This is a genomic window from Nocardia sp. NPDC051833, assembly GCF_040681225.1.
Lineage (GTDB): Bacteria > Actinomycetota > Actinomycetes > Mycobacteriales > Mycobacteriaceae > Nocardia.
Genome location: NZ_JBFAYK010000002.1, coordinates 494,792 through 518,148 on the forward strand (window position 1 = coordinate 494,792; position 23,357 = coordinate 518,148).

Genomic DNA, 23,357 nt, shown 5'->3' on the forward strand with positions numbered 1-23,357 from the left:
TGACCAGCCGCGGCGGAATCGAGGTGACGCTCAGGCGCGGGTGAGCGCACCCGCGTACTCGGACCGGGCGAATCTGCCCGCGGGCTGGAACCGGGCGAGCACCTCGGCCGCGGGCACCCCGGTGATCTCCTCGATGTAGGCGCCCGCCTGCTCGGCGGTGTCGATCCCGAGGAACGGCTGCGGCTGGTGCAGCAGGCCGACCAGCGCGCTCGCGAACCGGGGCTCCACCGCCGCGGCGGCGAAGAACTGGCCGCCGATGTCGGCGAAGTCCGGGTCGCTGAGGAACAACCGGGTCACCTTGGCGGCGGCATCGCTGCGCGCGGCGAGGAACTCGGCGTAGCGGGCGGCGATCCAGGCCTCGTCGAAGGCGCCGTCGTGCACGGCGGCCGCGGCGACCAGGCGTTGCGCCTGGATCAGTCCGCTCTGCGCGCCCTGCCCGGCGATCGGGTCGTAGGCGACGGAGGTGTCGCCCAGCGAGGCCACCGGATGACCGCTCGCGGTCCGGCCGACACCGGCCCGGACCACCGGTCGCACAGCGCCCTTCAGCCACGAGTGCGGGTCGTCCTCGATCACCCGGGTGGCCAGGACCTCGGGCAGGTCCCAGTCGATGTAGTCGCGGTACAGCTCGGTGACGATCCGGTGCGCCGACGCCGCCGAATCGGCCGCCCCGAACCGCGCCGCCCAGTCGCTGCCAGGCCGGGCCCAACCCAGGAACGCCCAGCTCGGGCCGGCGTCCTTGTGCAGGTAGGGCCCCCACCAGCCCTCGCCCTGATCGGCGAAGATGGAGAACCCGCTGTGCCCGCCGCCCGCCGGACTGCGATGGGCGAACACGCCGGGATCGTGGCCGAGCCCGGTGACGGTGACCGTGAGCAGCGAACGCTGGGGCGCGTCGTAGACGGTGCGCTCGGCGTCGACGGGGAACAGGTCGGACAGGCCTCCGCGGCCGGTCGCGACGAGGGTCAGGTCGTGCCGGGCGGCGATACCGTCGAGGGATTCCGGGGTGACCTGCTCGACGACGAAGCGCCCACCGCGTTCGCGGAACGCGGTGAGCCGCTCGTCGGCTTTGAGCCTGGTGTCGACCGCGACCCCGACGTAGCCGTCGAACACGCCGTCGAAGGCGATCAGCTCGGCGCGGGCGGGGTCGGCGATCCGGACGCTGAGCCCGGTGTGCCTGGGCGCCCTGGCGGTGTAGGTGTCCAGGCCGAGGGCCAGTTCGGCCTGCTGGGTCACCCCGAATTCCAGGGCGGTGCCGGTGGCGGGGACGTCGTCGCGGAGGGCCGGTTGGTCGCGGTCGCTGTAGAGCGTGACCTCGAAGCCGGCGTCGAGCAGACCTAGCGCCGCGGAGACGCCGGTCTGTCCGGCGCCGACGATCGCGGCCGAACGCGTGGAACGAGAAGCGGGATTCTGCGATGTCATATCGACATGGTTCTCGATTCCCTTCCGCCGCAGCAGGGTTGCGATCAGCGGGAATCGATGGCCGCGGCGACCGGGCCCGGTCGCGACTCCGCGTCGGGCAGGACGGTCGAGTTCCGGCCACCCACGCGGTAACTCGCGCCACGGTGGTCGTCCGGGAGCCGGTCGCCCGCACCGAACAGCGCCTGCCGCAGGGTGCCGGGCGCGTACTCGGTGGCGTAGGCGCCGCGGGCGGTCAGTACCGGGACCACGTGCCGCACGATGTCCTCGAACGTGCCGGGGGTGATCGCGTAGGCCAGGTTGAACCCGTCGAGGTCGGTCTCGGCCACCCAGTCCTGGAGCTGATCGGCCACGGTCTCCCCCGACCCGACGAACACCGGGCCCATGCCGCCGATACCCGCCCAGCGGCCGATGTCGCGCACGGTCCACGCGCGGCCGTCGTCATCGAACTCCTGGAACGCGGCGACCGCCGACTGGATGGCGTTGCTCCGCACGTCGCCGATGGGGTCGTCGAGGTCGTAGCGCGACAGGTCGATCCCCATCCAGCCGGACATGAACACCAGCCCGCCTTCCACACTCGTGTAGGACAGGTACTCCGCGTGCTTGGCGTGGGCGGCCTCGTCGGTGGCATCGGTGACGATGGTGGCCAGCGCGTAGATCCGGGCCGCGTAGCGGTCACGGCCCGCCGCCTCGAGCGCGTCCCTGACCCGCGACACCGTCTGAGCGAGTACCCGTTTCGACGGTGCGGCCACGAACACGGCCTCGGCGTTCTCCGCGGCGAAGCGCACCCCGCGCGGGGACGCGCCCGCCTGGTAGATCACCGGGGTGCGCTGCGGTGACGGCTCGGACAGATGGATGCCGGGCACGGTGAAATGCCGTCCGCGATGGCCGATGTGGTGCACCTTCGCCGGGTCCACGTAGACGCCGCGGTCGACGTCGCGCACCACCGCGTCGTCTTCCCAGGAACCCTCCCAGAGCTTGTAGAGGACCTCGAGATACTCGTCGGCCTGGTCGTAGCGGTCGTCGTGGTCGAGCTGGTCGTCGGCGCCGAGATTGCGGGCGGCCGAGGGCAGATAGCCGGTCACCACGTTCCAGCCGATCCGGCCGCCGGTGAGGTGGTCCAGCGTGGACAGCCGCCGGGCGAACGGGAAGGGATGTTCGAAGCCGGTGCCGGTGGTGATGCCGAAGCCGAGATGCTCGGTGACCGCGGCCATCGCCGTCACCAGCAGCAGCGGATCGGCCACCGGCACCTGGGCGCCCTCGCGCAGCGCGGCGAGGTCGTTGCCGCCGTAGACGTCGTAGACGCCGAGCACGTCGGCGATGAAGATGCCGTCGAAGCGGCCGCGTTCGAGCAGCTGGGCGAGCTCGGTCCAGTAGCTCAGCTCCTTGTAGCGGTGCGACTGGTCGTCGGGGTGGCGCCACAGGCCGGGCGACTGATGGGCCACACAGTTCATGTCGAAGGCGTTGAACCGGATCCGGCGGGTCATCGCGTCTGCCCGTCGGCCGCGACCCGCTCGCCCGCGCTCCAGCCGAAGGGCAGGTCGGTGCCGTTGAGCAGGTGATCGCCCACCGCCCTGGCCTTCTGGATGGCGGGGTTGTGCACGGAGATGGTGCGCGCGTTGCGCCAGTGCCGGTCCAGGCGCAGCCCCTCGGACACGATCGACGCGCCACCCACCTCGAACAGCAGGCTCGTGGCGGGCAGCACGGTGTCGATCACCGCGAGCTGGGCTCGCGCCGCGGCGAGTTCGACCGTGACGAGCGCGGCCTCGGCCTTCGCCCCGGCGGCGAGGACCTCGTCGAGCAGCTCGGCGACCGCGAGCACGTTCGCGCGGGCGGAGAACGCGGCCGCCGACAGGCGGCCGATCACCTGCTGCACCAGCGGATCGTGCCGGGGCAGGTCGGCGGCGGAATGGGTGTAGCCGCGCGTGCGTCGCGAGACCCACTCGCGCACATCGCTTTCCGCGCGCTGGGCGATCCCCGCGAGCACCGCGAGCTGGACCAGCTGCAGGTAGGCGGTCGCGTAGGTGGGTCCGGACACGCCGTAGCCGGGGCCGAGGATCTGGTCCTCGGTGACCTGCACCGCGGTGAATTCGGTGGTGCCACTGGCGGTGAGCCGCTGCCCGAAGCCGTCCCAGTCGTCGTGCTGACGCACCCCGTCGGCCTGCGCGCCGACCAGCACGCCGACCCGTTCACCGTCACGGTCGGCGGCGACGAGAATGTGGTCGGCGTAGAGCGAACCGGTGCTGTAGTACTTGGTGCCGTCGAGCCGCCAGTGCTCGCCGTCGCGGGTGAGCCGGGTGCGGTACCGGTCGACGGCGCCGACACCGGGTTCGGTGATGGCGTTGCCGACCAGGGTGCCCTCGGTGACCGCCCGCAGCCACCGCTCCCGCGCCGGGCCGGCGTCCGCCAGCAACTGGTCCTCGACGAAGGAGAAGTGCACGCGCAGGGCCTGCGGCAGGTTCGATTCGGCGGCGGCGAGGTCGATGAGCAGCCGGAACAGCTGGCGCACGCTCGCGCCGTAGCCACCGAACTCCACCGGCACCCGCAGCGCTCCGAAGCGGGCCGCGCGCAGGGCGGCGATCTCGGCATGCGCCAGTGCACGGTCGGTCTCGCGGGCGACAGCGCCCTCGGCGATACGGTCGAAGAGGGGACGGAAGACGTCGTCCAGTTCGGAATCGGCCACGCGTTTCGTCTCTGTGGAAGTCATTCCCCCACCATGACGCCGCGGGCCCGCGCGCTCACGGGTTGCGCGCAGCGGGATCGCAAAGCGGGCCGGGCCGCGTTGCGATCAGGCCGAGCCGGGGGCCTGTGCCCCGGCGGGGTCTCTGCGACGATGTCGGCATGAGCACCGCCACCCGACCGGGTGTCTTCACGACCGGCACGCTGGTTCTGCTGTCCGCGCTGTACTTCGCGCAGGGGCTGCCGTTCGGCTTCTTCACCCAGGCCCTGCCGGTGGTGCTGCGCGAATCGGGCTATTCGCTGGTGGCGATCAGCGCGTCGGGTGTGCTGTTCCTGCCCTGGGCGCTGAAGTTCCTGTGGGCGCCCTACGTCGACCGGTACGGCACCCGGCGGACGTGGCTGCTGGTATTGCAGCTGTCCGCGGCCGCGGTGGCGATGCTGCTGGCGTGCCTGGACCTGTCGTCGTCGCTGCGGTGGCTGTTCGTCGGCATCGTGGTGGTGAATCTGCTGTCGGCGACCCAGGACGTGGCCACCGACGGGCTCGCCGTGCGTCTACTCGGTCCGCGCCAGCGTGGACTGGGCAACGGCATCCAGGTCGGCGCGTACCGCGTCGGCATGATCGTCGGCGGCGGGGCGCTGCTGTGGTTGTTCGCCCTGGCCGGGTGGCGGGCGCTGTTCCTCGCCATGGCGGTGCTGATCGTGGCGACCACGGTGCCGGTGTGGCTGCTGCGCGAACCGGTCGCCGACCGCTCGCCGCGCCCGCATCCGGCCCGCCTGCTCGGCACCTGGTGGACCCGGCTGCGCAGGCCGGGCGTCCTCGCGTTCATCGCGCTGATCGGCGCGTTCAAGTTCGGTGATTCGATGGCGTCGGCACTGACCGGCCCGTTCCTGTCCGACGCCGGGCTCGATCTCGGCCAGATCGCGCTGATCAAGGGGGTGCTCTCCTCGGCGGGTGCCCTGGCGGGCGCGGCCATCGGCGGCTGGCTCGCCTACCGCTTCGGCCGCGGGCACGCGCTGTTGATCGGCGGGGTCACCCAGACCGCGAGCATCGCGCTGTATCTGTTCGCGGCCCTCGGCGTCGGCGGATTCGAACTGCTCGTCACCGCGAGCCTGGCCGAGCACGTCTTCGGCGGCGCCGCCACCGTCGCGGTGTTCGCGTTGATGATGGACGCCGCCGACACCGACCACGCGGGCAGCGACTACACCTTGCTCGCCTGCGCCATCGTCGTCGTCCAAGGGATAGCGGGGCTGGCGGCCGGGGCGATCGGCGACCTCGCCGGCTATCCCGCCCTGTTCGCGACGAGCCTGGTCCTGTCCGGACTCGGTTGTGCCGCACTGATTCTCGGGCTGTCGCGCGGTCTCGGGCCCGTCGGCGTGCGCCGGGCGCTCGCGGACACCGACGCGACCCCGCGTCCGGTCCCGGAACCGGCGGCCGAGGAGTCTGCCAGACTGGGCCGGTGAGCGATGCCGATGCGGGTACCTACGTCGAGCCGGGCGAATTCCGTCGCGATACGAACTACATCACGACGCGGATCACCGCCGACGGTCGCGACGGTTACCCCGTCGAACCGGGGCGCTACCGGCTCGTGGCGGCCAGGGCCTGCCCCTGGGCGAACCGGACGCTGATCGTGCGCCGATTGCTCGGCCTCGAGCCGGTGCTCTCGCTGGGCCTGTGCGGGCCGACGCACGACAAGCTCAGCTGGACCTTCGATCTGGACCCGGGCGGGTTCGATCCGGTCCTGGGCATCCACCGGCTGCGCGACGCGTATCTGGCCCGGTTCCCCGACTATCCGCGCGGGATCACCGTGCCCGCGGTGGTCGACATCCCGACCGGGCAGGTGGCCACCAACGACTACGCCCAGATCACCCTCGACTTCTCCACCGAGTGGACCGCCTTCCACCGCCAGGGCGCCCCACAGCTGTATCCGGAGCCGCTGCGGGACGAGATCGACGAGATCAACCTCGACGTCTTCCGCAACGTCAACAACGGCGTCTACCGCTGCGGATTCGCCGGCGCCCAGGACGCCTACGACGCCGCCTACACACGCCTGTTCGACGCCCTCGATCGGCTCACCGAGCGGCTGAGCACCCAGCGGTACCTGGTAGGCGACACCATCACCGAGGCCGACGTGCGCCTGTTCACCACACTCGCCCGCTTCGATCCCGTCTATCACGGCCATTTCAAATGCAACCGGAGCAAACTCACCGAGATGCCGGTGCTGTGGGCCTACGCGCGCGATCTGTTCCAGACCCCCGGCTTCGGCGACACGATCGATTTCGGTCAGATCAAGGAGCACTACTACGTCGTCCATCGCGACATCAACCCCACCGGCATCATCCCGGCGGGACCGGAGTTGTCGAACTGGCTGACGCCGCACCACCGCGAGGAACTGGGCGGTCGCCCGTTCGGCGACGGCACCCCACCGCCGCCGCCCCTGCCCGCCGAGCAGGTTCCGCCGATTACCTGAGATCGACTGTCCCACATCGACGCCGGGGCGCGTGGACACTGGGGGGTATGCCCGAACTGCTGCCGCCCGTGGTGGATCCCGATCGATTCGCCGCGACACCGCAACCGCATCTCTCCGGCGTCGACGGCCTGGCCCTGCGGCCGTGGGCCGAGGCCGATGCGCCCATCGTGTACCGGGCGTTCCAGGACGCGGCGATCAGCCGCTGGCATGTTCGCACCGCCGAATCCGTCGGCCAGGTGCGCCGGTGGATCGAGCGGTGGCGCACGGCGTGGTCGGCCGGTAACGGGCAGTGGGCCGTCACCGTCGACGACGAGGTGGCGGGGCGGATCGGCTTGCGCCGCAGCGACCTCGGCGAAGGCCACACCGAACTCGCGTACTGGACGCTGCCCGCCTGGCGCGGTCACGAGATAGCGCCCCGCGCCGCCCACATCCTCACCCGGTGGGCGTTCGAGGACATCGGGTTCGACCGCATCCAGCTCACGCATTCGGTGCACAACGCGCCGTCGTGCCGGGTGGCGGCCAAATGCGGATTCGTCCTGGAAGGAACGCTGCGCGGGGCTGGGCGCCACCGCGACGGCTATCACGACATGCACCTGCATGCCCGGCTGCGCACCGATCGCCCGGGAGCCCGCTGAACGATCGACTGCTTGTCTCCCCCTTCTACTGTATACACGAATCCGGGTCCTCATGAGGCGCGCAATCGTGGTCCATAATCGCTCGCGAAATACCGAAACCACCAGGTGAGGAGTAGCGGGGATGGCCTATGTACTGGATTTCGGGGAGATCGATCGCACCCGGGTCGCGATCGTCGGTGGCAAGGGGGCGAACCTCGGTGAGCTGGCCCGGATCGACGGAGTCGACGTGCCCGCGGGCTTCTGCGTCACGACCGAGGCCTTCGCCGAGGCGGTGACGGGCGCACCTTCGATCGAGGGTCTGTTCGAGGAGGTATCGCGGCTCGCGGCCGACGACCGGGCGGGTATCGCCGCCGTCAGCGCCCGTGTTCGCCGCGCGCTCGAAGACCTGGTCGTGCCCGAGCACATCGCGGCCGAGATCCTCGGCGCGCACGCCCGGCTCGGGGTCGACGGCGCCTACGCGGTCCGGTCCAGTGCGACGGCCGAGGACCTGCCGACCGCGTCGTTCGCGGGTCAGCAGGACACGTTCCTGAACGTCGTCGGACCCGCGGCGATCCTCGCGCATGTCAGCCGGTGCTGGGGTTCGCTGTTCACCGAACGGGCCGTCACCTACCGACTGCGCAACGACCTCGGCGAGCAGCCGGTGCGGATGGCAGTGGTCGTGCAGCGGATGGTGTTCCCGCGCGCCTCGGGCATTCTGGTCACGGCCGACCCCGTCACCTCCGACCGGACCGTGGTCTCCATCGATGCCGGATTCGGTCTCGGCGAAGCGCTCGTCTCCGGTCTCGTCAACGCCGACATCTACCGGGTCCGCGACGACGCCGTCACCGAGCGGACAATCGCCACCAAGAAACTCGCTGTCGAGCCGGCGCCGGAGGGCGGCACCCGGGTGCGCGAGATTCCCGAGGAGCACCGCACCGACCCCGTGCTGTCGGAGGCCGAGGTACTGCGGCTGGCCCGGCTCGGCCGCCGGATCGAAGCGCATTTCGGCAGTCCGCAGGACATCGAATGGTGCCTGGACGGTCCGGACCCGCGGATCGTGCAGAGCAGGCCGATCACCACGCTGTTCCCCGTTCCGGTGGCCGCCGACGCGGAGAACCGCGTCTACGTGTCGGTGGGCCACCAGCAGATGATGACCGACGCGATGAAGCCGCTGGGAATCTCGCTGTGGCAGTTGACGAGTCGCGCGCCGATGCGGGACGCGGGTGGTCGGCTGTTCGTCGACGTCACCGAGATGCTGGCGTCACCGGCGATCCGCACCGGTCTCATCGACGGGCTCGGCAAGTCCGATCCGCTGATCGGCGACGCGCTGCGGACCGTGGTCGAGCGCGATGACTTCCTGCGCCCGGCAAACGAGGACACCGCGGTCCGCGCGCCCGCCGGTGTCCCCGCACCGGGCGCGGCTCGCGCGCCGATCGAGGCCGATCCCGCCCTCGTCGCCGCACTGGTCGCCGACATCGACGGCTCCATCACCACGCTGCGGCGCGAGATCCCGGCCTACTCCGGCCCGGCGCTGATCGACTTCCTCCTGGCCGATATCCAGGAGTTGCAGCGGACGGTGTTCGCGCCGCGCAGCCTGCAGGCCATCATGTCCGCGATGGAGTCCACCGAGTGGCTCAACGACCGGCTGTCGGATTGGCTCGGCGAGAAGAACGCCGCCGACGTACTACTGCAGTCGGTTCCGGGCAATGTGACCTCGGAGATGGGGCTGGCCCTGCTGGACGTCGCCGATGCGATCCGGCCGCACCCGGAGGTCGTGGCCTACCTGCGCGAGGTGGAGCAGACGGGTGCGGAGCGCGACGACTTCCTCGATCAGCTGGGCGCACGCTCCGGTGGGGCCGCGGCCCGGGCCGCGCTCGAGGGGTTCCTCGACCGGTACGGCATGCGCTGTGTCGGCGAGATCGACATCACCCGGCCTCGCTGGAGCGAAAGCCCCACCACGCTCGTGCCCACGATCCTGGGCAATATCAAGAATTTCGGGCCCGGCGCGGGCAAGCAGCGCTTCGACGACGGCCTGCGCGACGCCGAGCAGGCCGAGCACCGACTTCTCGCGCGCGTGCGCGCCCTGCCCGACGGTGCCGCGAAAGCCGCGGAGACCGCGGCGATGATCGACCGCCTCCGCACGTACTCCGGGTATCGGGAGTATCCGAAATACGGCATGGTGAGCCGCTACTTCGTCTACAAGCAGGCACTGCTGCGCGAAGCCGACCGGCTCGTGCGCGACGGCGTGCTGCGCGACCCCGAGGACATCTACTACCTCCGGTTCGACGAGCTCGGCGAGGTGGTCCGCACGCAGCAGGCCGACGCCGAACTCATCGACCAGCGCAAGGAGGCGTTCCGCTCGTATCAGTCGCTCACCGCGCCCCGGGTACTCACCTCCGACGGCGAGGCGCTCACCGGCGCCTATCGGCGCGCGGACCTGCCGCCGGGCGCGCTACCCGGGATGGCGGTGTCCGCCGGGACGATCGAGGGCCGCGCGCGCGTCGTGTCCGATATCGGGCAGGCCGACCTCGACCCGGGCGACATCCTGGTGACGGCCTATACCGACCCCAGCTGGACGCCGCTGTTCGTCGCGATCCGTGGCCTGGTGACCGAGGTCGGCGGGCTGATGACCCACGGCGCGGTGATCGCCCGCGAATACGGCCTGCCCGCCGTCGTCGGCGTGGAGCACGCCACCACGCTGATCCGCGACGGGCAGCGCATCCGCGTGCACGGCGCCGACGGCTTCGTCGAGATCCTGACACCGGACGAATGACGCCGGCACCGGCGCTCGGCGGCCCACCTCCGGGCCGCCGAGTGTCCGGTCTAGACGACCTTGGCGTCGATCAGCAGGTTCCAGATCTCGCCCTGGTCGACGACCTCCACGCCGAGCTTCTCCGCCTTGGCCAGCTTGCTGTCACCGACACCGGCGCCGGTGATCAGCAGATCGGTGTTGGCCGAGACCGAGGAGGCCGCGGTCGCGCCCGCCTGCTCGCACAGCCGCTGGAAGGTCGGGCGGGCCACCTTCTCCCCCGACCGCGGGTCGCTGATGGCGCCGGTGATGACGACCGTCTTGCCCGCCAGCGGCGCGCCTGCCGCGACGACCGGGGCGAGGTCTTCCTCGCGCACGTCCAGGTCGACACCGGCCGCCCGCAACCGGTCCAGCTCCGGGCGCAGCCGGGTGAGGTGCGCGGTCAGCGAGGCGGCGACCTTCGGGCCGATGTCGTCCACCGCGACGAGCCGTTCCTCGCCCGCGTCGGCGACCTCCTCCAGCGAGCCGAATCCCGCCCGAGCCAACCTGGCGGCGGTGCCGTCGGAGGCCATCGGGATGGCCAGCCCGATCAGCGCGCGGCGCAGGCCGACCCGGCGGCTCGCGTCGATGGATTCGATCATCCGCGCGGCCGACACCTCGCCGATCCGATCGAATTCGAGCAGGCGCTCCTGGGTGAGGGTGTAGAAGTCCGACGGGTGCTCCAGGATGCCCGCCTCGGCGAGGCGTTCGATCCACACCTGACCGATGGCGTCGATATCGGCCGCCGCGCGCGAGGCCCAGTGGATGAGCCTGCGCACCGTCTGGGCGGGACAGGCGACGTTGGTACAGAACAGCTCTCGGCTGTTGCCCTGTTCGGTCACCGGCTGCCCGCACGACGGACACACGGTGGGCGGCACGATCTCGCGCTCCGCGCCGGTGCGCTTCGCCGCGTCGAGCACGCCGGCCACGAACGGGATCACGTCACCGGCGCGGCGCACCAGCACGGTGTCGCCGATCTTGATGTCGCGGGCGCGGATCACCTCCTGGTTGGCCAGCGTGGCCTTGGTGACGGTGGTGCCACCGACGAACACCGGTTCCAGCCAGGCGACCGGGACGATCTTGCCGGTCTTGCCGACATCCCAGACCACGTCGGCCAGCAGCGTGGTCTTCTCCTCGGCGGCGAACTTGAACGCGAGCGCACCGCGCGGCGAGTTCGACCGGGTTCCGGCCGCCGCGTAGGCGTCCCGGTCGGCCAGGCGCAGCACCGCGCCGTCGATGTCGTAGTCCAGGTCGTTGCGGCCCTGCTCGATCTCGGTGATCGCGGCCTGCGCCGCACTGGCGTCGGCGCACACCCGCATCCGCGCACCCTCCACGCCCAGCGCCAGCAACCCCGCGCCGAGATCGTGGGCGGCGCCTCCGTCGGCGGTGTCGAGGTCGAAGCCGAAGAACTGCAGGCGGCGTTCGGCGACCGTGGCCGGGTCCTTGGCCCGCAGCGTGCCCGCCGCGGCATTGCGCGGGTTGATCAGCGGTTTGTCCGGGTGGGCGGCGTTGTAGGCGGCGAAGGTCGACCGCAGCATCACCGCCTCGCCGCGCACCTCCACGCGCCCGGGGAGCTCGATCCGCTCGGGAACGCCGTCGACCAGGGCGCGGACCAGCATCGTCACGTCGTCACCGGTGGTGCCGTCGCCGCGCGTCACCGCCCGCACCAGGCGCCCGTCCTCGAAGACCAGCGACAGCGACAGGCCGTCCAGTTTCGGCATCACCACCACCGGCTGCCCGGGGAAACGCTGGAAGAACGCCTCGACCTGCTCGGGTTTCGTGGCCTTCTCGAGCGACAGCATGGGCCGCGCGTGCCGGACCGGTGCGTGCAGCACCGCGGGCGCGCCGACCTGGTCGAGCGGGTTCGGGTCGGGCGTGAGTTCGGGGTGCGCCGTGATCAGCGCACGCAACTCGTCCTCGATCGTGTCGTACTCGGCATCGGCGACCAGTGGCGAGCCCTGATAGTAGGCGTCGCGCAGCGCCACGATGCGATCGGCGAGTTCCTGGATACGTTCCCCTGTTTCCACAGCACGCGACGCTACCGATGCCCACCGACAGCTCCGGCGAGGAGGGTGCGCCACCCGCCCGGCCGCTCACGAAATCCTCACGAGGGCGGCGGCAGTATCGGTGCCGGATCAGGTGCCCGGCCACGCCGACCGAGCGAACCCGACACCCGCGGCGGCACCTCGCGCCCCGCGGACCCGCACCCCGAGCTGCCCTCGCGGTGCGGATCGCTTCGTGGCCGCCGCTGATCCGGCGCACCCGCCGACTGTTCCTCCGGCGGGTGCGCCTCTTCCCCGACCGTCGGCGCGATCAGGCCGCGGCGGTCCGCCGAATCGCGTGCAGCCGTTCCGATGTCGGCGGATGGGTGCCCAGCCAGCGGGCCCTGGCCGCGAGCAAGGCCGACTCCGGCGATGTCTCGTACGGCAGCCACTTCCGCAGTGCGCCATGGAGATCGCGGCCGTACCCGAACTCGACCGCCATCCGGTCGGCGGCGAACTCCGCGCGCCGCGAGCGCGCCGCCGCCGTCAGCGGTTCCAGAACGAGCAGGCCGATCAGGACGACGACGGCCGGCACGCCGATGCGCGGCGTCAGCACGACCGCCGCGACCACCAGCAGCGCGGCCGAGATCGCCGACCGGGTCAGGAACCGGACGGCACCGGGCCCCGTGCCGCGCGGACCGGGATCTTGCCGATCGCGCGCACCATGCGGGCCGGGAGCGCGACCCACTCGTCGAGCAGCCGCAACCGTGGATCGAGCATCAGGTGATGGGCGAGTTCATGGGCGAGCACCGCCGCCAATTGCCGTGGCCGCAGCGATCCGATCGCCCAGCTCGTCACCGCGACCATCCGCGCGGGCGCGGCGAACGCGTTGAGCGTGCCCGATTGCTGCACCCACAGCGAATAGGGCCAGCCGTCGACGCCGGCCGTCCGGGTGACGTCGGACCACGCGGTCGCGAGCAGGTCCGGTTCCGCGCCGACCGGCTTGCGGAAGCCGTAGGCGGCCGCCGCCTGGCCCCGGTTCGGGTGGAACCACACGGCACTGGCCACCGCACAGCCGATCACGAACCACAGCGCGAGCACGACCGCCGCCGCCCAGCGACCGACGGCGACGCCGACGACGTAGACCAGGACTCCGTTGAGCGCCACGCTCGGCAGCGTCAGCAGAAATCCCCCGGCGAATGCGCGAATCCTCCCCACGCACGCGAGTTTACGGCGAGCCACCGACACCCTGGTGAGCCCGACCACCAACGCTTGCCGCCCGGTAACCGGCGTGCCATGGTGGAGGCGAGCCCGGACTTCGGGCGACCGGACGAGGGGTGCCGTACCCGGAGTGCGACAAGACGGCCCGAGGAGGGCTGTGATGTCGTGGATTCTGCTCGTCGTGTCCGGATTCCTGGAAGCCGTGTGGGCGACCGCGCTGGGCAGATCCGAAGGCTTCACCCGGCTGGTGCCGTCGGTGGTGTTCTTCGTCGCGCTCATCGCGAGTATGGCCGGATTGGCCGTCGCCCTGCGCGAACTACCGGTCGGCACCGCCTACGCGGTCTGGGTGGGCATCGGCGCGGTCCTCACCGTCACCTACGCCATGGCCACCGGCGCGGAACCGATCACGATCGTCAAGCTGGTGTTCCTGACCATGATCGTGACCGGCGTCGTCGGCCTCAAACTGGCCCACTGACCTGCGAACCGGATGTCCGCTCGTCAGCGGGCCGGGGCGGTGTGGCTTCGACCAGTTCGCGGAGTGCCTCGACGTCGCGGGTGAGGTTGCGTTGCAGCATCCGTGCCAGGAGCGCACCGAAGGGCCGTTGCAGTCCGTGCGGTCGCACCCGCAGGTCGAGGCGGACCGCGCAGCGGGCGGGCGCGAGCGCGGTGACAGTGCGCGCGCCGTCCGCGTCCGCTCCGCTGACGGTGCGCCAGGTCAGGCGGGTGCCGGGGACGACGGTGCCGACCTCGCCCCGGGTCCGCCAGGTACGCCCGGCGAAGCGGAGTTCCTCGGTGGTCCGGGTCGCCGCGGTGGCGATGCCGGGTGGGTCGGCGGTCATCGCGACCACTCCGGTGCGCCACCGTGGGTCGTTGGCGTAGTCGGCGAGGACCGCCCAGACCTGCGCGGCGGGCCGGAAGACGGTCGTCGCGGCACAGAGTTCGAAGGTGCGCGCGTGCTGGGGATCAGACATGGTTCGGCCCTCACGGTGTCGGTGCGAGCGGCCGGTCGGCGGCTCGTCTCGACTGTCGCGCCCGGGTGTTTCAGTCCCGCTACAGCGACGGCGTCCCCGGCCCGAGCTCCGGCCGGTCGGCGCGTGCCAGCGCACCGACCAGGTCGATCACCGCAGGCCAGCTCATCGCCGCACCGTCGGACAGTTCCTCCGGTCGCGAGTGGGCGGCCAGCAGCCGGTCCATCCGCGCGACGATCGCGGGATGGGCGAACTGGGCGTAGCGGCGCGGGTCGGCGCCGACCCGCGCGGAGTGGTGCAATGCCGCCGCGCGCACCCGCAGCGCCTGCTCCGGTCGGCCCCGCGCCATGAGCGCGTACGACGCGGCGTACACCGCCCCCAGCGCGTCGGCGATGTTCGACTGCCGGGCGAACACCCCCAGCGCGCGATCGAGGGCGGTGAGAGCTGCTGCGGCGCCGTCGGTGTCGTCCGGGTCGGCCAGGATCGCCCAGGCCAGCACCACATCGGCCATGCCTTCGCACCACAGGTGACCGCAGTCGGCGCTGCGTTCGCGGGCCACCCGCAACAGGCGCACGGCCTCGGTCCGACGGCCCTCCAGCAGCAGCACGGTGCCCGTGCCGAACTCCGCGCAGCCGCGGATCCACTCCGGCGTCGGCAGCCGGTCGACCTCCGCGACGAGCGCGTCGACCGCCACCCGCGCGGTCGCCGGGTCACCGAGCGCGGTCCACGCCAGCGCCCGATACATCAAGGCGGACAACCACAATTCCCGCTCGGTCTCCGGTCCGCCCAGGATGGCCATGGCGGCATCGGCACCCGCGAGCGCTTCCGCGGGCTCCCCGGCGTGGAACGACACGATCGACAGACCGAGCAGCCCGAAGGCGCGATCGGCGGCGGGAGCATCGGCCGCGGCCGCCAACGCGTCACGCAGCAGCGTGCGGCCGACCACCACGATGCCGAGCACACTCCACGCGAACTGCAGGGCCGCCACGGTACGCAGTGCCGCCACCGGATGGTGTTCGAGATCGTAGGCGATCCCGGCCCGGAGATTCGGCAGCTCCGCGGCCAGCGACCGATAGGCGCCCGCGGCGTGATGGCCGGTCAGCAGGGCCGATTTCTCGGCGGCGAAGGTGCGCACCCAGCGCGCGTGCTCGGCCCGGCTCGTCCCCGGGGCGGGGTCGACGCCACGACAGTAGCCACGGACGGTCTCCAGCAGGCGGTAGCGGGTGCCGGAGGGCGTGTGCTCGAGGGCGAGCACGGACCGGTCGACGAGCGAGGCCAGCGGGGCGAGCACACCCGCATCGGGGTATGTCGCCGCGGCCGCCTGCCAGGTGAATCCGCCCTCGAACGGCCACAACCGCACCAGCAGGGCCCGATCGCCGGAGGCCAGATCGTCGACGCTCCACCCGATCGCCGCGGACAAGTCGGCGTGCCGCGACAGCGATCCGTGCGGGGTCGGACCGAGCACGTCTCGCCGGTCGCGCAGATGGGTCGCGATCTCGGGCAGGCCGAACGCGCGTTCGCGCGCGGCCGCCAGTTCGATGGCCAGGGGCAGGCCGTCCAGCATCGCGCAGATCTCGTGCGCCGCCGTCCGATCCGCGGCGTCGGGCCGCCAGCCCGCCCGGCCGGCGCGCACCCGGTCGAACAGCAGGCGCACCGCGGCACCGTCGTCGCCGAGCTCGTCGAACACCGGCAGCGGCGACAGGGCCAGCACATGCTCGCCGTCGACACCGAGCGGCTGTCGGCTGGTGGCCAGGATCCGCAGGTGCGGGCAGGCGGCCAGCACCGTCACCACGACGCGGGCGACCGGTTCGACGAGATGCTCGCAGTTGTCGAGCACCAGCAGGCCGGGCGTCGCCGCCAGCGCCCGGCAGATCTGGGTCACGGGGTCGCCGGTGCGCTGGACCAGCGACAGCGTCGTCGCGATCGCGGTCGGTACGGCGTCGCCGTCGTCGACGTCACCCAGGCGCACGAACCATCGGTCGACGGGCGCCTCCGCCGCGGTCCAGTGTTCGATCGCCAACCGGGTCTTGCCCACGCCGGCGGGTCCGACCACACTCACCAGTCGCTCGGTGGTGAGCAGCTCGCCCAGCACGCGCAGCTCGTCGTCGCGGCCGAGGAAGGTCGACAGCGGCCGCCGGTGCGGTGGCCGGCGGCCGGGCGGGGAATCCGGCCGCGCACCAGGCGATTCCACCAGCAGACCCGGATCCTGCTCGAGCATCCGGCGCTCGAGCGACCGCAACGCGGGCCCGGGTTCCACCCCCAGTTCCGCCACCAGCAGCTCGCGCACCCGCCGCAGCTCGGCCAGTGCCTGCGCCTGACGACCGCTGCGATACAGCGCCGAGGCCAGCAGCTCCCAGCGCCGCTCCCGGAACGGTGCGGCCGTCACCGCCTCGCCGAGATCGGCCACCACCGTCGCGAGCTCACCGCACGCCAGCCGCGCCGCCGCCCGCTCCTCGATCGCGACCTCGTACAACTCCCTGAGCCGGATGCGCTCCGCCAGCGGACCGTCGGCCTGCTCCAGTTCCGGCCACGGGTCACCCCGCCACAGCGCGAGCGCTTCGCTCAGTACCCGCTCGGCGGACACGGGATCGTCGACGGCGAACTCGCGCACCCCGGCGGCGACCAGGTCGGCGAACCTGCCGAGATCGGTGCGCTCGGCCGGGAGTGCCAGCAGGTAGCCGGACCCCCTGCGGCGCACCAGCTCTCGCCCGGCGGGGCCCAGTGCGGACCGGAGCCGGGAGGCGACGACCCGCAAGGTCGCCGATGCCTGCCGTGGCTGCTCGGCACCCCACACGAGGTCGGCGAGGGCGGCATCGGAGAGCGGCGAGCCCGCACCGGTCGACAGCGCCGCGAGGAACCGTCGCGGCACCGGGCCGCCCAGATCCACGACGTGCCCGTCCACCTCGACCTCGATCGCGCCCAGTGCCCGCAGGAACACCACCACGAAACCCTATCCCGAGGCCGACACGCGATCCGGGATCCGCGTTGCGACCTTGTCGCCCCGCACCCCCGCTGGCACAATTGCTCGGAAATTGCCGAGGTCTCGCTCTTCCCTCCCGCTGAAGGGGTAGCCCATGCCGCAGACATCGAAGACGCGAAAGACCCATCGATCGGCAACCGGTCCACGACGTTCAGCGGCACGCGGGGGTACGTCCGCCGCGCTGCTCACGGCACTGGGTGTGGCATGGCTCGAGATACAGAGTGTCGGCGCGGTCGCGCTGGCGACGACGGTGCTGATCGTGCCCGGCACCGGTACCAGCGACCCGTCGGTGGCCCACGATTTCGAGAGCAACGCGTACCAGAACTTCGTCGTTCCCGGCGCACACGGTTGTACCGACAACGCTTGTCCCGGCGTCACCTTCGTTCCCGTTCCCTACGACGCGTCGCTGTGGCCGGTCATCTCGTCGAAGGGCCCCGAGGCATCGTCGGCGAAGTGGGACCCCTCGGTCGCCGACGGCGTCGCCACTCTCGGCGCGCTGGCCGCGCGTCAGCTGGGTGCGCCGGGGAACGGCGGCATCGTGATCTTCGGCTATTCGCAGGGTGCGACGGTGGCCAGCGCGGAGAAGGCCGCCCTGGCCGGGCTGACGCCGGCGGAGAAGAACCGGCTGGCCTTCGTCCTCATCGCGAATCCGAACCGTCCCAACGGCGGCATCATCGAACGGCCGGTGCGTTTCGGTGAGATCCCGGTCGCCGACATCAGTTTCGGCCCGCCCACCCCGACCGACACGGGCATCACGACCACGGATATCGCCATGCAGTACGACGGCATCTCGGACTTCCCCGCCTATCCACTCAATGTGCTCGCCGATGCGAACGCCCTGCTGGGCACCCTGCTGATCCACCCCTCCTACCTGCAGCCGAAGGGCGACGGCGCGGGCAGCGCACCCAAGGCGGGCGCGGCGATCTACGGCTACCGCGATCCCGCCGCCTTCGTCGCCCAGCAGAACTGCGATGAGCACCCCGAGAATTGCCAGCGCCACGGTGACACCACCTACACGACGATCCCCAGTCCCGAGGGCACCTTGCCCCTGCTGTACCCCTTGCGCGCGGTCGGACAGCACACGAACACCACGAATGTCACCGAGCCCGCCGCGGTCCTGCTGGAACCGGCGCTGCGGGTCCTGATCGAGACGGGATACGACCGCACCGACTACGCGGAGCCGACGCCGCTGCGGTTCGACCAGCCGCTGAACCCGAGCAAGACCGCCACCTTGCCGGTGGACCTGCCCGCCGCCATCGACGAGGGCATCGCCGACGCCCTCGCGGAAATCGACGACCCGGCACGCACGCCGGACCGGACCCTGCCCCCGGCCGCGGCCCTGGCCAATCTCGACGACCTCCTGCCCCCGAACCCGGTGACACCGCTGCTGCGCGACTTCTTCCCACCCGCGCCCTGAGACCACGCCGGAATCGCGGGATACTTGATACCGAAACTAATAGTTTCGTAGGCTGCCCTGGTGGCGACAGGGCGACGAGGGGCCGGCCGACCGCGCGAGGAACGCGTGGACGCGTCGATCGCGGCGGCGGTGCGTGCGGTACTCGACGAGCGCGGGTACGCGGGGTCGACCGTGGACGCGGTCGCGACCCGCGCGGGCGTGAGCAAAGCGACCATCTACCGCCGCTACGCGACCAAGCAGGAGATGACGTTCGCCGTCCTGCTGCACGATCTGCGCGCGGAGGCGCCCGCCGACACCGGCAGTCTGTCCGGCGATCTGCGCGCGCTCACCGCCCAGATCGCGACGCAGGTGCGCGGCGCGGGCACGGGCAACCTGACCGGCCTGCTCGCCGACATCCGCGCCGACCCCCGCCTGCGCACCCGTTTCGCGACGACCTTCCTGCCCGTGGAACGGCGCATCATCACGACGGTGCTCGACCGCGCGATCGCCCGCGGTGAACTGACCCGCGCGCCGGACCCGGCCGTCGTCCAGGCGCTGCTGCTCGGCCCGCTCTACTCCTGGCTGATCATGCTCGACGAAAACCCCACGCGCGCCACCGAACTCACCGGTCTCGTCGCCACGGTGGTCACCGAGGCGCTCACCACGAATCTGCTGCCGACCCGCAGATCACCCGCCGCACGGCCGGGGACCGAGCCCGGCGGGCCACGGCCACCACCGGCGCCACGCACGTCCCCATGGCCAGGACTCAACGCTTCCACCGAAGATCGTCCCGAACAGAGGAGTTCCATGAACAAGACATTCACCGCCGTCGCCCGCGTCGCGGCCGCCGGGGTCAGCGGCCTGGCGTTCGTCGCCGTTGTCGGTTCCGGCACCGCGCAGGCGGCACCGCAGGACTGCCGGGTCGAACGGGATCTCTTCGGCGCGTCGGCCACCTGTCAGCCCGACGGCGGAAGCAACTACGTCCTGCACCTCGACTGCTTCGGCTTCTACGCCAACGGCCCGTTCCCGATGTACACGATCGGCTCCTACACCGTGCTCAGCTACCCGTTCGAGCCCTCGGGCCAGCGCATCTCGGCCGCGTGCACCGGCGTGGGCCCGGGTGTCGTCGCGGCCGCCACCAACGCGTACGTCGAGGTCTATCGCGGCTAGCGAACCGCGCGGCGCGCCCGATGTCGGGGACCACTGACATCGGGTATCCGCGGCACCCCGGTTCGGCTAGGGTCCGAGCAGATCGACCCGCGCCGAGCGAAAGGAGCACGATGTCGCTCTCCCGTCGGCAGTTGCTCGCCGCGGCTGCGCTCGGCGGCGCCGTCACCACATTGGGGCTACCCGCCGCGAGGGCCGAGGGCCGGGTGCTCGGTGCAGGCGACCACGAGTACGAGGAGCTGACCCGACGCGGCTACAACCGCCGGTTCCAGGCCCGACCGGCGAAGATCTACCTGCCCACGACGACCGAGGAGGTCCGCACCGCCGTCGCGAGATCCGTCGCCGAGGGGACGCGGATCGCCGCACGCTCGGGCGGGCACTGCTTCGACGACTTCGTCGACCACGCCGCCACCCGGTCGCTCATCGACCTGAGCAGGATCGACGCCGTCTACTGGGACGAGCGCCTGCGCGCGTTCTCGGTCGGCGCAGGCGCCGACATCGGCACCGTCTACGACGCACTGCTCCGGAACGGGGGCGTCACCGTGCCGGGCGGGATCTGCCTCGGCGTCGGCATGGGCGGCCATCTCTGCGGTGGCGGCTACGGCCCACTGTCGCGGCGGCACGGACTCGTGGCCGACCACCTGGCCGGAGTGGAAGTGGTGACGGTCGACGCCGACGGCGCGGCGAAGGTGGTGCTCGCGACCCCCGACGGACCCGACCGCGATCTGTGGTGGGCCCACACCGGCGGTGGCGGCGGCAATTTCGGTGTGGTGACGCGGTTTCTGCTCCGCTCCCCCGGCGCCGACGGCACCGATCCCGCCGCGGCCCTGCCGAAGCCGCCCGGCGGCATGCTCAGCACGCGACTGATCGTGCCGGTCACGACGGAGGAGTCGTTCGTCCGCTTCGTCGGCAACTACCTCGGCTTCTTCGAACGGCACAGCGCGCCCGGCGACGAGTTCACCGGCCTGTACGCCCCGCTCATGATCAGGACGACCGGCACCGCCGCCGCGGAGCTGCTCGTGCTGCTCGACGCCGACGCACCCGACGCGCGCGCTCGACTGGACGCCTTCGTCACGACGGTGACCGACGGTGTCTTTCCCCCGGCGATCCCGACGCCGGTCGCCCAGCTGTCCTACCCCGACACCGTGCGTCAGGTGTACTACGCGAAGGGCCCGAGTGAGCTACGGGTCAAGGTGAAGGCCGCCTATCTGCGCACGGCGTACTCTCCCGACCAGCTCCGGATCTTCTATCGCTACCTCACCGATCCCCGGTTCCTCGGCGAGTCCCAGCTCGAATTCCTGCCGTTCGGCGGCGCGATCAACGCCGTCCCCGCCGACGCGACCGCCATGCCCGCGCGCGATTCGTTCATGACGATGCTCATCCACGCCGCCTGGCGCCAGCCCGCCGGCGACGACCGCTTCCTGCGCTGGGCCCGCGAGATGTACCGCGACGTGCACGCCGACACCGGCGGGGTCCCGGTCCCCGGCGACACCTACGGCGGCAGCTACATCAACTACCCGGACCCGGACCTGGCCGACCCGGCGTGGAACACCTCCGGTCTGCCCTGGCATGCGTTCTACTACCGCGACAACTACCCCCGGCTGCACCGGATCAAGACCGATCGGGACCCGGGAAACGTTTTCGCGCACCAGCTCTCGATCGGCAGGCCCGAGTGGGAACCGATCAGGTGAGGGCGAGCACTCGGCACGGTCCACCCGTACCGCCCGCGTGTTTCGGCGCGCCCACGACGACCGTCGCCCCGGACGGCGGAACCGTCGCGAGGTTCGCGAGCATCTCCACGCCGTAGCGGCCCGCGCCGAGCAGCGTGGTGTGCGCGCCGAAGTCCGGGTCAGCGCCGCAGTCCAGGCTGAGCGTATCGACGCCCGCCCCGACGATCCCGCACTGCGCGACAAGGTATTCCGCGGCATCGGCCGAGAATCCCGGCGCGTGCGGCCTGCCCTGACCGTCCAGATTGAGAAAGGTCGACGGTTCGACCAGGCGCCGCTCCCAGCCGGAATACATCGCGACGAAGGCCCGCTCGGGGATCTCCCCGAACTGTGCTCGCCATCGGTCGATATCGGCGACGGTGACCACCGCGTCGGCCTCGGTGGCGGCCTTCGCGCTGATGTCGATGACCACGAGCGGGGCGACCAGATCGTCGACGACCAGCGCGTCCGTCGTCGCGCCGCCGACGATCCGATGCGCGGGCGCGTCGAGGTGCGTGCCGGTGTGTTCCCAGTAGCCGAGGGCGAACTGCCCGAAGCCACCGGAGGCGTGCCACGCCACCGGCACCAGGGCGATCGGCGGATTGCCCGGCCACACCGGCAATTCCGGTGTGAGCGTGTGGGTCAGGTCGATCACGCCCCCGACACGCGGCGCGGCGGCAGCGGGAGCGGGAGCCGCCGCGGCGAGCGCGGTCAGGCCCGCGAGACCGAACAGGGCCCGCCGGCTGGGACGCGGCGCACCGTCATGGGCGAGACGAACGATCTCCGGCGAGCACATCGGCCCAAGATAGCCGAGCGCGCCGGGCCCGGCGCAGATCTACGCGCCGGGCGAATGCGCCTCCCCGAGATAAGTCGGACACGATGTCCAGGTAAACTGTGCGGCGGGCACGGTCGTGGAGGTATGTGATGGTCAGCTGGGACAACGCCGTGCGCAATGTGGGCGCGCTGCTCGGCCCCGGAATCGAGCCGTATGTTCCGACGCCGTCGGAGGTCGTCTACGACCATCCGCACCGGCGGTTGCGGCGCTATCGCCGCGGCACCGAGAGCACCGGCAACCCCGTTCTGCTGGTCCCGCCGCTGGCGGTGACCATTTCCTGCTACGACCTGCGGCCCGGCCAGAGCCTGGTCGAGTATCTGCTGGAGATGGGCCGCGACGTCTATGTCCTGGACTACGGCGAGATCGGCTACGCCGACCGGAACCTGGGTTTCGAGGAATGGGTCGACGACATCGTGCCGACCGCCGTCCGCCGGGTCAGCGCGGCGCACGCGCACGCTCCAGTCGACGTGATCGGCTGGTCCTTCGGCGGCACGATCAGCCTGCTCACCGCGGCCGCCGACCCCCGGCTGCCGCTCGCCTCGCTCACCGCGGTCGGCACACCGTTCGATCAGCGCCGCAACGGCCCGATGGCGCTCGCGCGCTCGGTCGGCCGCCTGACCTCGGGCCGGATCGTCACCGAGCCGGTCCGGCTCGTCGGCGGCATACCGAAACAGGCTGTGCGGCTGGGCTTCCGGGCCCAGGCGCTCGATCGTGAACTCACCAAACCGTGGTACATCGCCCGCAATGCCGGTGATGTGGAGGCGCTGGCGCGCATGCAGGCCGTCGACCGGTTCATGGACGAGATGCCCGGCTATCCCGGCCGGTTCTACCGGCAGGTCTATCGCCAGCTGATCGTGCGCAACGAGATGTGGAAGGGCACCGTGCATCTGAGCCCCTTTCACGCGATCGAGCTGGCCGCGATCACGGTCCCGGTCCTGCTGATCGGCGGCCGCCGCGACAAACTCGCCTCGGCCGCGTCCGTCGCCGCGGGGACCGAGGTGCTCACCGGCGCGCCGGTGCGCTTCGCCGAGGTCGACGGCAGTCACCTGGGCATCATCGCCGGTCCCGGTGCCCGCGACTCCAGCTGGGCCGCGATCCGTGACTTCCTCGCCACCGAGGTCCCCCAGTGCGTCTGAGCCG

18 protein-coding genes and 1 riboswitch are annotated in these 23,357 nt (G+C 71.6%); of the genes, 9 read left to right on the top strand and 9 right to left on the bottom strand.

What is annotated here, in order from left to right:
- Nucleotides 1–30 precede the first annotated feature (30 nt).
- Genes AB0L91_RS20295 through AB0L91_RS20305 form a run of 3 tightly spaced genes read right to left on the bottom strand, consistent with a single transcriptional unit; the run spans nt 31 to nt 4,120 of the window.
- A complete protein-coding gene (locus AB0L91_RS20295; protein ID WP_365012007.1) occupies nt 31–1,416 on the bottom strand; it encodes a styrene monooxygenase/indole monooxygenase family protein in 1,386 nt (461 codons plus the stop codon).
- 44 nt (nt 1,417–1,460) lie between these two features.
- Nucleotides 1,461–2,900, bottom strand: coding sequence for an LLM class flavin-dependent oxidoreductase (locus AB0L91_RS20300; protein ID WP_365012008.1), 1,440 nt, complete (start codon nt 2,898–2,900; stop codon nt 1,461–1,463).
- On the bottom strand, nt 2,897–4,120 hold the full coding sequence (locus tag AB0L91_RS20305) for an acyl-CoA dehydrogenase family protein (RefSeq protein ID WP_365012010.1): 1,224 nt from the start codon (nt 4,118–4,120) through the stop codon (nt 2,897–2,899). The genes AB0L91_RS20300 and AB0L91_RS20305 overlap by 4 nt, the downstream gene beginning before the upstream one ends.
- Before the next feature lie 134 nt (nt 4,121–4,254).
- Between AB0L91_RS20305 and AB0L91_RS20310 the strand changes: the two genes are divergently transcribed.
- The 4 genes from AB0L91_RS20310 (at nt 4,255) to rph (ending at nt 9,947) form a co-directional block, all read left to right on the top strand.
- A complete protein-coding gene (locus tag AB0L91_RS20310) occupies nt 4,255–5,553 on the top strand; it encodes an MFS transporter (RefSeq protein WP_365012011.1) in 1,299 nt (432 codons plus the stop codon).
- Entirely contained in the window at nt 5,550–6,560 is a 1,011-nt protein-coding gene (locus AB0L91_RS20315; RefSeq protein WP_365012013.1) for a glutathione S-transferase C-terminal domain-containing protein, read from the top strand. The genes AB0L91_RS20310 and AB0L91_RS20315 overlap by 4 nt, the downstream gene beginning before the upstream one ends.
- A gap of 47 nt (nt 6,561–6,607) precedes the next feature.
- Entirely contained in the window at nt 6,608–7,195 is a 588-nt protein-coding gene (locus AB0L91_RS20320) for a GNAT family N-acetyltransferase (RefSeq protein WP_365012016.1), read from the top strand.
- A 121-nt stretch (nt 7,196–7,316) separates the two neighbouring features.
- Nucleotides 7,317–9,947 (top strand): rifamycin-inactivating phosphotransferase, encoded by a 2,631-nt coding sequence (gene rph / locus AB0L91_RS20325; RefSeq protein WP_365012018.1) that lies wholly within the window; start codon nt 7,317–7,319, stop codon nt 9,945–9,947.
- Nucleotides 9,948–9,997: 50 nt separating this feature from the next.
- Here rph and ligA read toward each other — a convergent pair whose 3' ends face one another.
- The 3 genes from ligA to AB0L91_RS20340 all read right to left on the bottom strand — a co-directional run bounded on the left by ligA (nt 9,998) and on the right by AB0L91_RS20340 (nt 13,162).
- Nucleotides 9,998–11,989 carry an NAD-dependent DNA ligase LigA gene (ligA, locus tag AB0L91_RS20330; RefSeq protein WP_365012019.1) on the bottom strand — a complete coding sequence of 664 codons (1,992 nt, stop codon included), beginning with the start codon at nt 11,987–11,989 and terminating at the stop codon, nt 9,998–10,000.
- 286 nt (nt 11,990–12,275) lie between these two features.
- Complete coding sequence (locus AB0L91_RS20335) at nt 12,276–12,575, bottom strand: M48 family metalloprotease (protein ID WP_365012020.1); 300 nt, start codon at nt 12,573–12,575, stop codon at nt 12,276–12,278.
- A 29-nt stretch (nt 12,576–12,604) separates the two neighbouring features.
- Nucleotides 12,605–13,162, bottom strand: coding sequence for a M48 family metalloprotease (locus AB0L91_RS20340; protein ID WP_365012022.1), 558 nt, complete (start codon nt 13,160–13,162; stop codon nt 12,605–12,607).
- Between the two features lie 86 nt (nt 13,163–13,248).
- Nucleotides 13,249–13,315, top strand: a riboswitch (guanidine-III (ykkC-III) riboswitch).
- 10 nt (nt 13,316–13,325) lie between these two features.
- On the opposite strand from AB0L91_RS20340, the gene AB0L91_RS20345 reads away from it, so the two are divergent.
- Entirely contained in the window at nt 13,326–13,640 is a 315-nt protein-coding gene (locus AB0L91_RS20345; RefSeq protein ID WP_365012024.1) for a multidrug efflux SMR transporter, read from the top strand.
- Here the strand turns inward: AB0L91_RS20345 and AB0L91_RS20350 are convergent.
- Together AB0L91_RS20350 and AB0L91_RS20355 are read right to left on the bottom strand one after the other, a co-directional pair.
- Complete coding sequence (locus AB0L91_RS20350; protein ID WP_365012025.1) at nt 13,624–14,136, bottom strand: SRPBCC family protein; 513 nt, start codon at nt 14,134–14,136, stop codon at nt 13,624–13,626. The genes AB0L91_RS20345 and AB0L91_RS20350 overlap by 17 nt on opposite strands.
- A gap of 79 nt (nt 14,137–14,215) precedes the next feature.
- Nucleotides 14,216–17,074: a BTAD domain-containing putative transcriptional regulator gene (locus AB0L91_RS20355; protein ID WP_365012027.1), complete on the bottom strand. Its 2,859-nt coding sequence runs from the start codon at nt 17,072–17,074 to the stop codon at nt 14,216–14,218.
- A 238-nt stretch (nt 17,075–17,312) separates the two neighbouring features.
- Between AB0L91_RS20355 and AB0L91_RS20360 the strand changes: the two genes are divergently transcribed.
- The 3 genes from AB0L91_RS20360 (at nt 17,313) to AB0L91_RS20370 (ending at nt 21,367) form a co-directional block, all read left to right on the top strand.
- Complete coding sequence (locus AB0L91_RS20360; RefSeq protein ID WP_365012029.1) at nt 17,313–18,530, top strand: PE-PPE domain-containing protein; 1,218 nt, start codon at nt 17,313–17,315, stop codon at nt 18,528–18,530.
- Nucleotides 18,531–18,635: 105 nt separating this feature from the next.
- Nucleotides 18,636–19,679, top strand: coding sequence for a TetR/AcrR family transcriptional regulator (locus tag AB0L91_RS20365; protein ID WP_365012031.1), 1,044 nt, complete (start codon nt 18,636–18,638; stop codon nt 19,677–19,679).
- Between the two features lie 110 nt (nt 19,680–19,789).
- Entirely contained in the window at nt 19,790–21,367 is a 1,578-nt protein-coding gene (locus AB0L91_RS20370) for an FAD-binding protein (RefSeq protein ID WP_365012032.1), read from the top strand.
- Here the strand turns inward: AB0L91_RS20370 and AB0L91_RS20375 are convergent.
- Nucleotides 21,360–22,178 (bottom strand): cyclase family protein, encoded by an 819-nt coding sequence (locus AB0L91_RS20375; RefSeq protein ID WP_365012034.1) that lies wholly within the window; start codon nt 22,176–22,178, stop codon nt 21,360–21,362. The two genes, AB0L91_RS20370 and AB0L91_RS20375, sit on opposite strands and share 8 nt — an antisense overlap.
- A 128-nt stretch (nt 22,179–22,306) precedes the next feature.
- Here AB0L91_RS20375 and AB0L91_RS20380 point away from each other — a divergent pair, with 128 nt between their 5' ends.
- Nucleotides 22,307–23,353 (top strand): alpha/beta fold hydrolase, encoded by a 1,047-nt coding sequence (locus AB0L91_RS20380; protein ID WP_365012036.1) that lies wholly within the window; start codon nt 22,307–22,309, stop codon nt 23,351–23,353.
- Nucleotides 23,354–23,357: the final 4 nt, after the last annotated feature.

Excerpts from the sequence above, each read along its gene's own strand:
- AB0L91_RS20295 (WP_365012007.1), bottom strand. The coding sequence starts at position 1,416 with ATGACATCGCAGAATCCCGCTTCTCGTTCCACGCGTTCGGCCGCGATC.
- AB0L91_RS20300 (WP_365012008.1), bottom strand. The coding sequence starts at position 2,900 with ATGACCCGCCGGATCCGGTTCAACGCCTTCGACATGAACTGTGTGGCC.
- AB0L91_RS20305 (WP_365012010.1), bottom strand. The coding sequence starts at position 4,120 with ATGACTTCCACAGAGACGAAACGCGTGGCCGATTCCGAACTGGACGAC.
- AB0L91_RS20310 (WP_365012011.1), top strand. The coding sequence starts at position 4,255 with ATGAGCACCGCCACCCGACCGGGTGTCTTCACGACCGGCACGCTGGTT.
- AB0L91_RS20320 (WP_365012016.1), top strand. The coding sequence starts at position 6,608 with ATGCCCGAACTGCTGCCGCCCGTGGTGGATCCCGATCGATTCGCCGCG.
- rph (WP_365012018.1), top strand. The coding sequence starts at position 7,317 with ATGGCCTATGTACTGGATTTCGGGGAGATCGATCGCACCCGGGTCGCG.
- AB0L91_RS20345 (WP_365012024.1), top strand. The coding sequence starts at position 13,326 with ATGTCGTGGATTCTGCTCGTCGTGTCCGGATTCCTGGAAGCCGTGTGG.
- AB0L91_RS20350 (WP_365012025.1), bottom strand. The coding sequence starts at position 14,136 with ATGTCTGATCCCCAGCACGCGCGCACCTTCGAACTCTGTGCCGCGACG.
- AB0L91_RS20370 (WP_365012032.1), top strand. The coding sequence starts at position 19,790 with ATGTCGCTCTCCCGTCGGCAGTTGCTCGCCGCGGCTGCGCTCGGCGGC.
- AB0L91_RS20375 (WP_365012034.1), bottom strand. The coding sequence starts at position 22,178 with ATGTGCTCGCCGGAGATCGTTCGTCTCGCCCATGACGGTGCGCCGCGT.
- AB0L91_RS20380 (WP_365012036.1), top strand. The coding sequence starts at position 22,307 with ATGGTCAGCTGGGACAACGCCGTGCGCAATGTGGGCGCGCTGCTCGGC.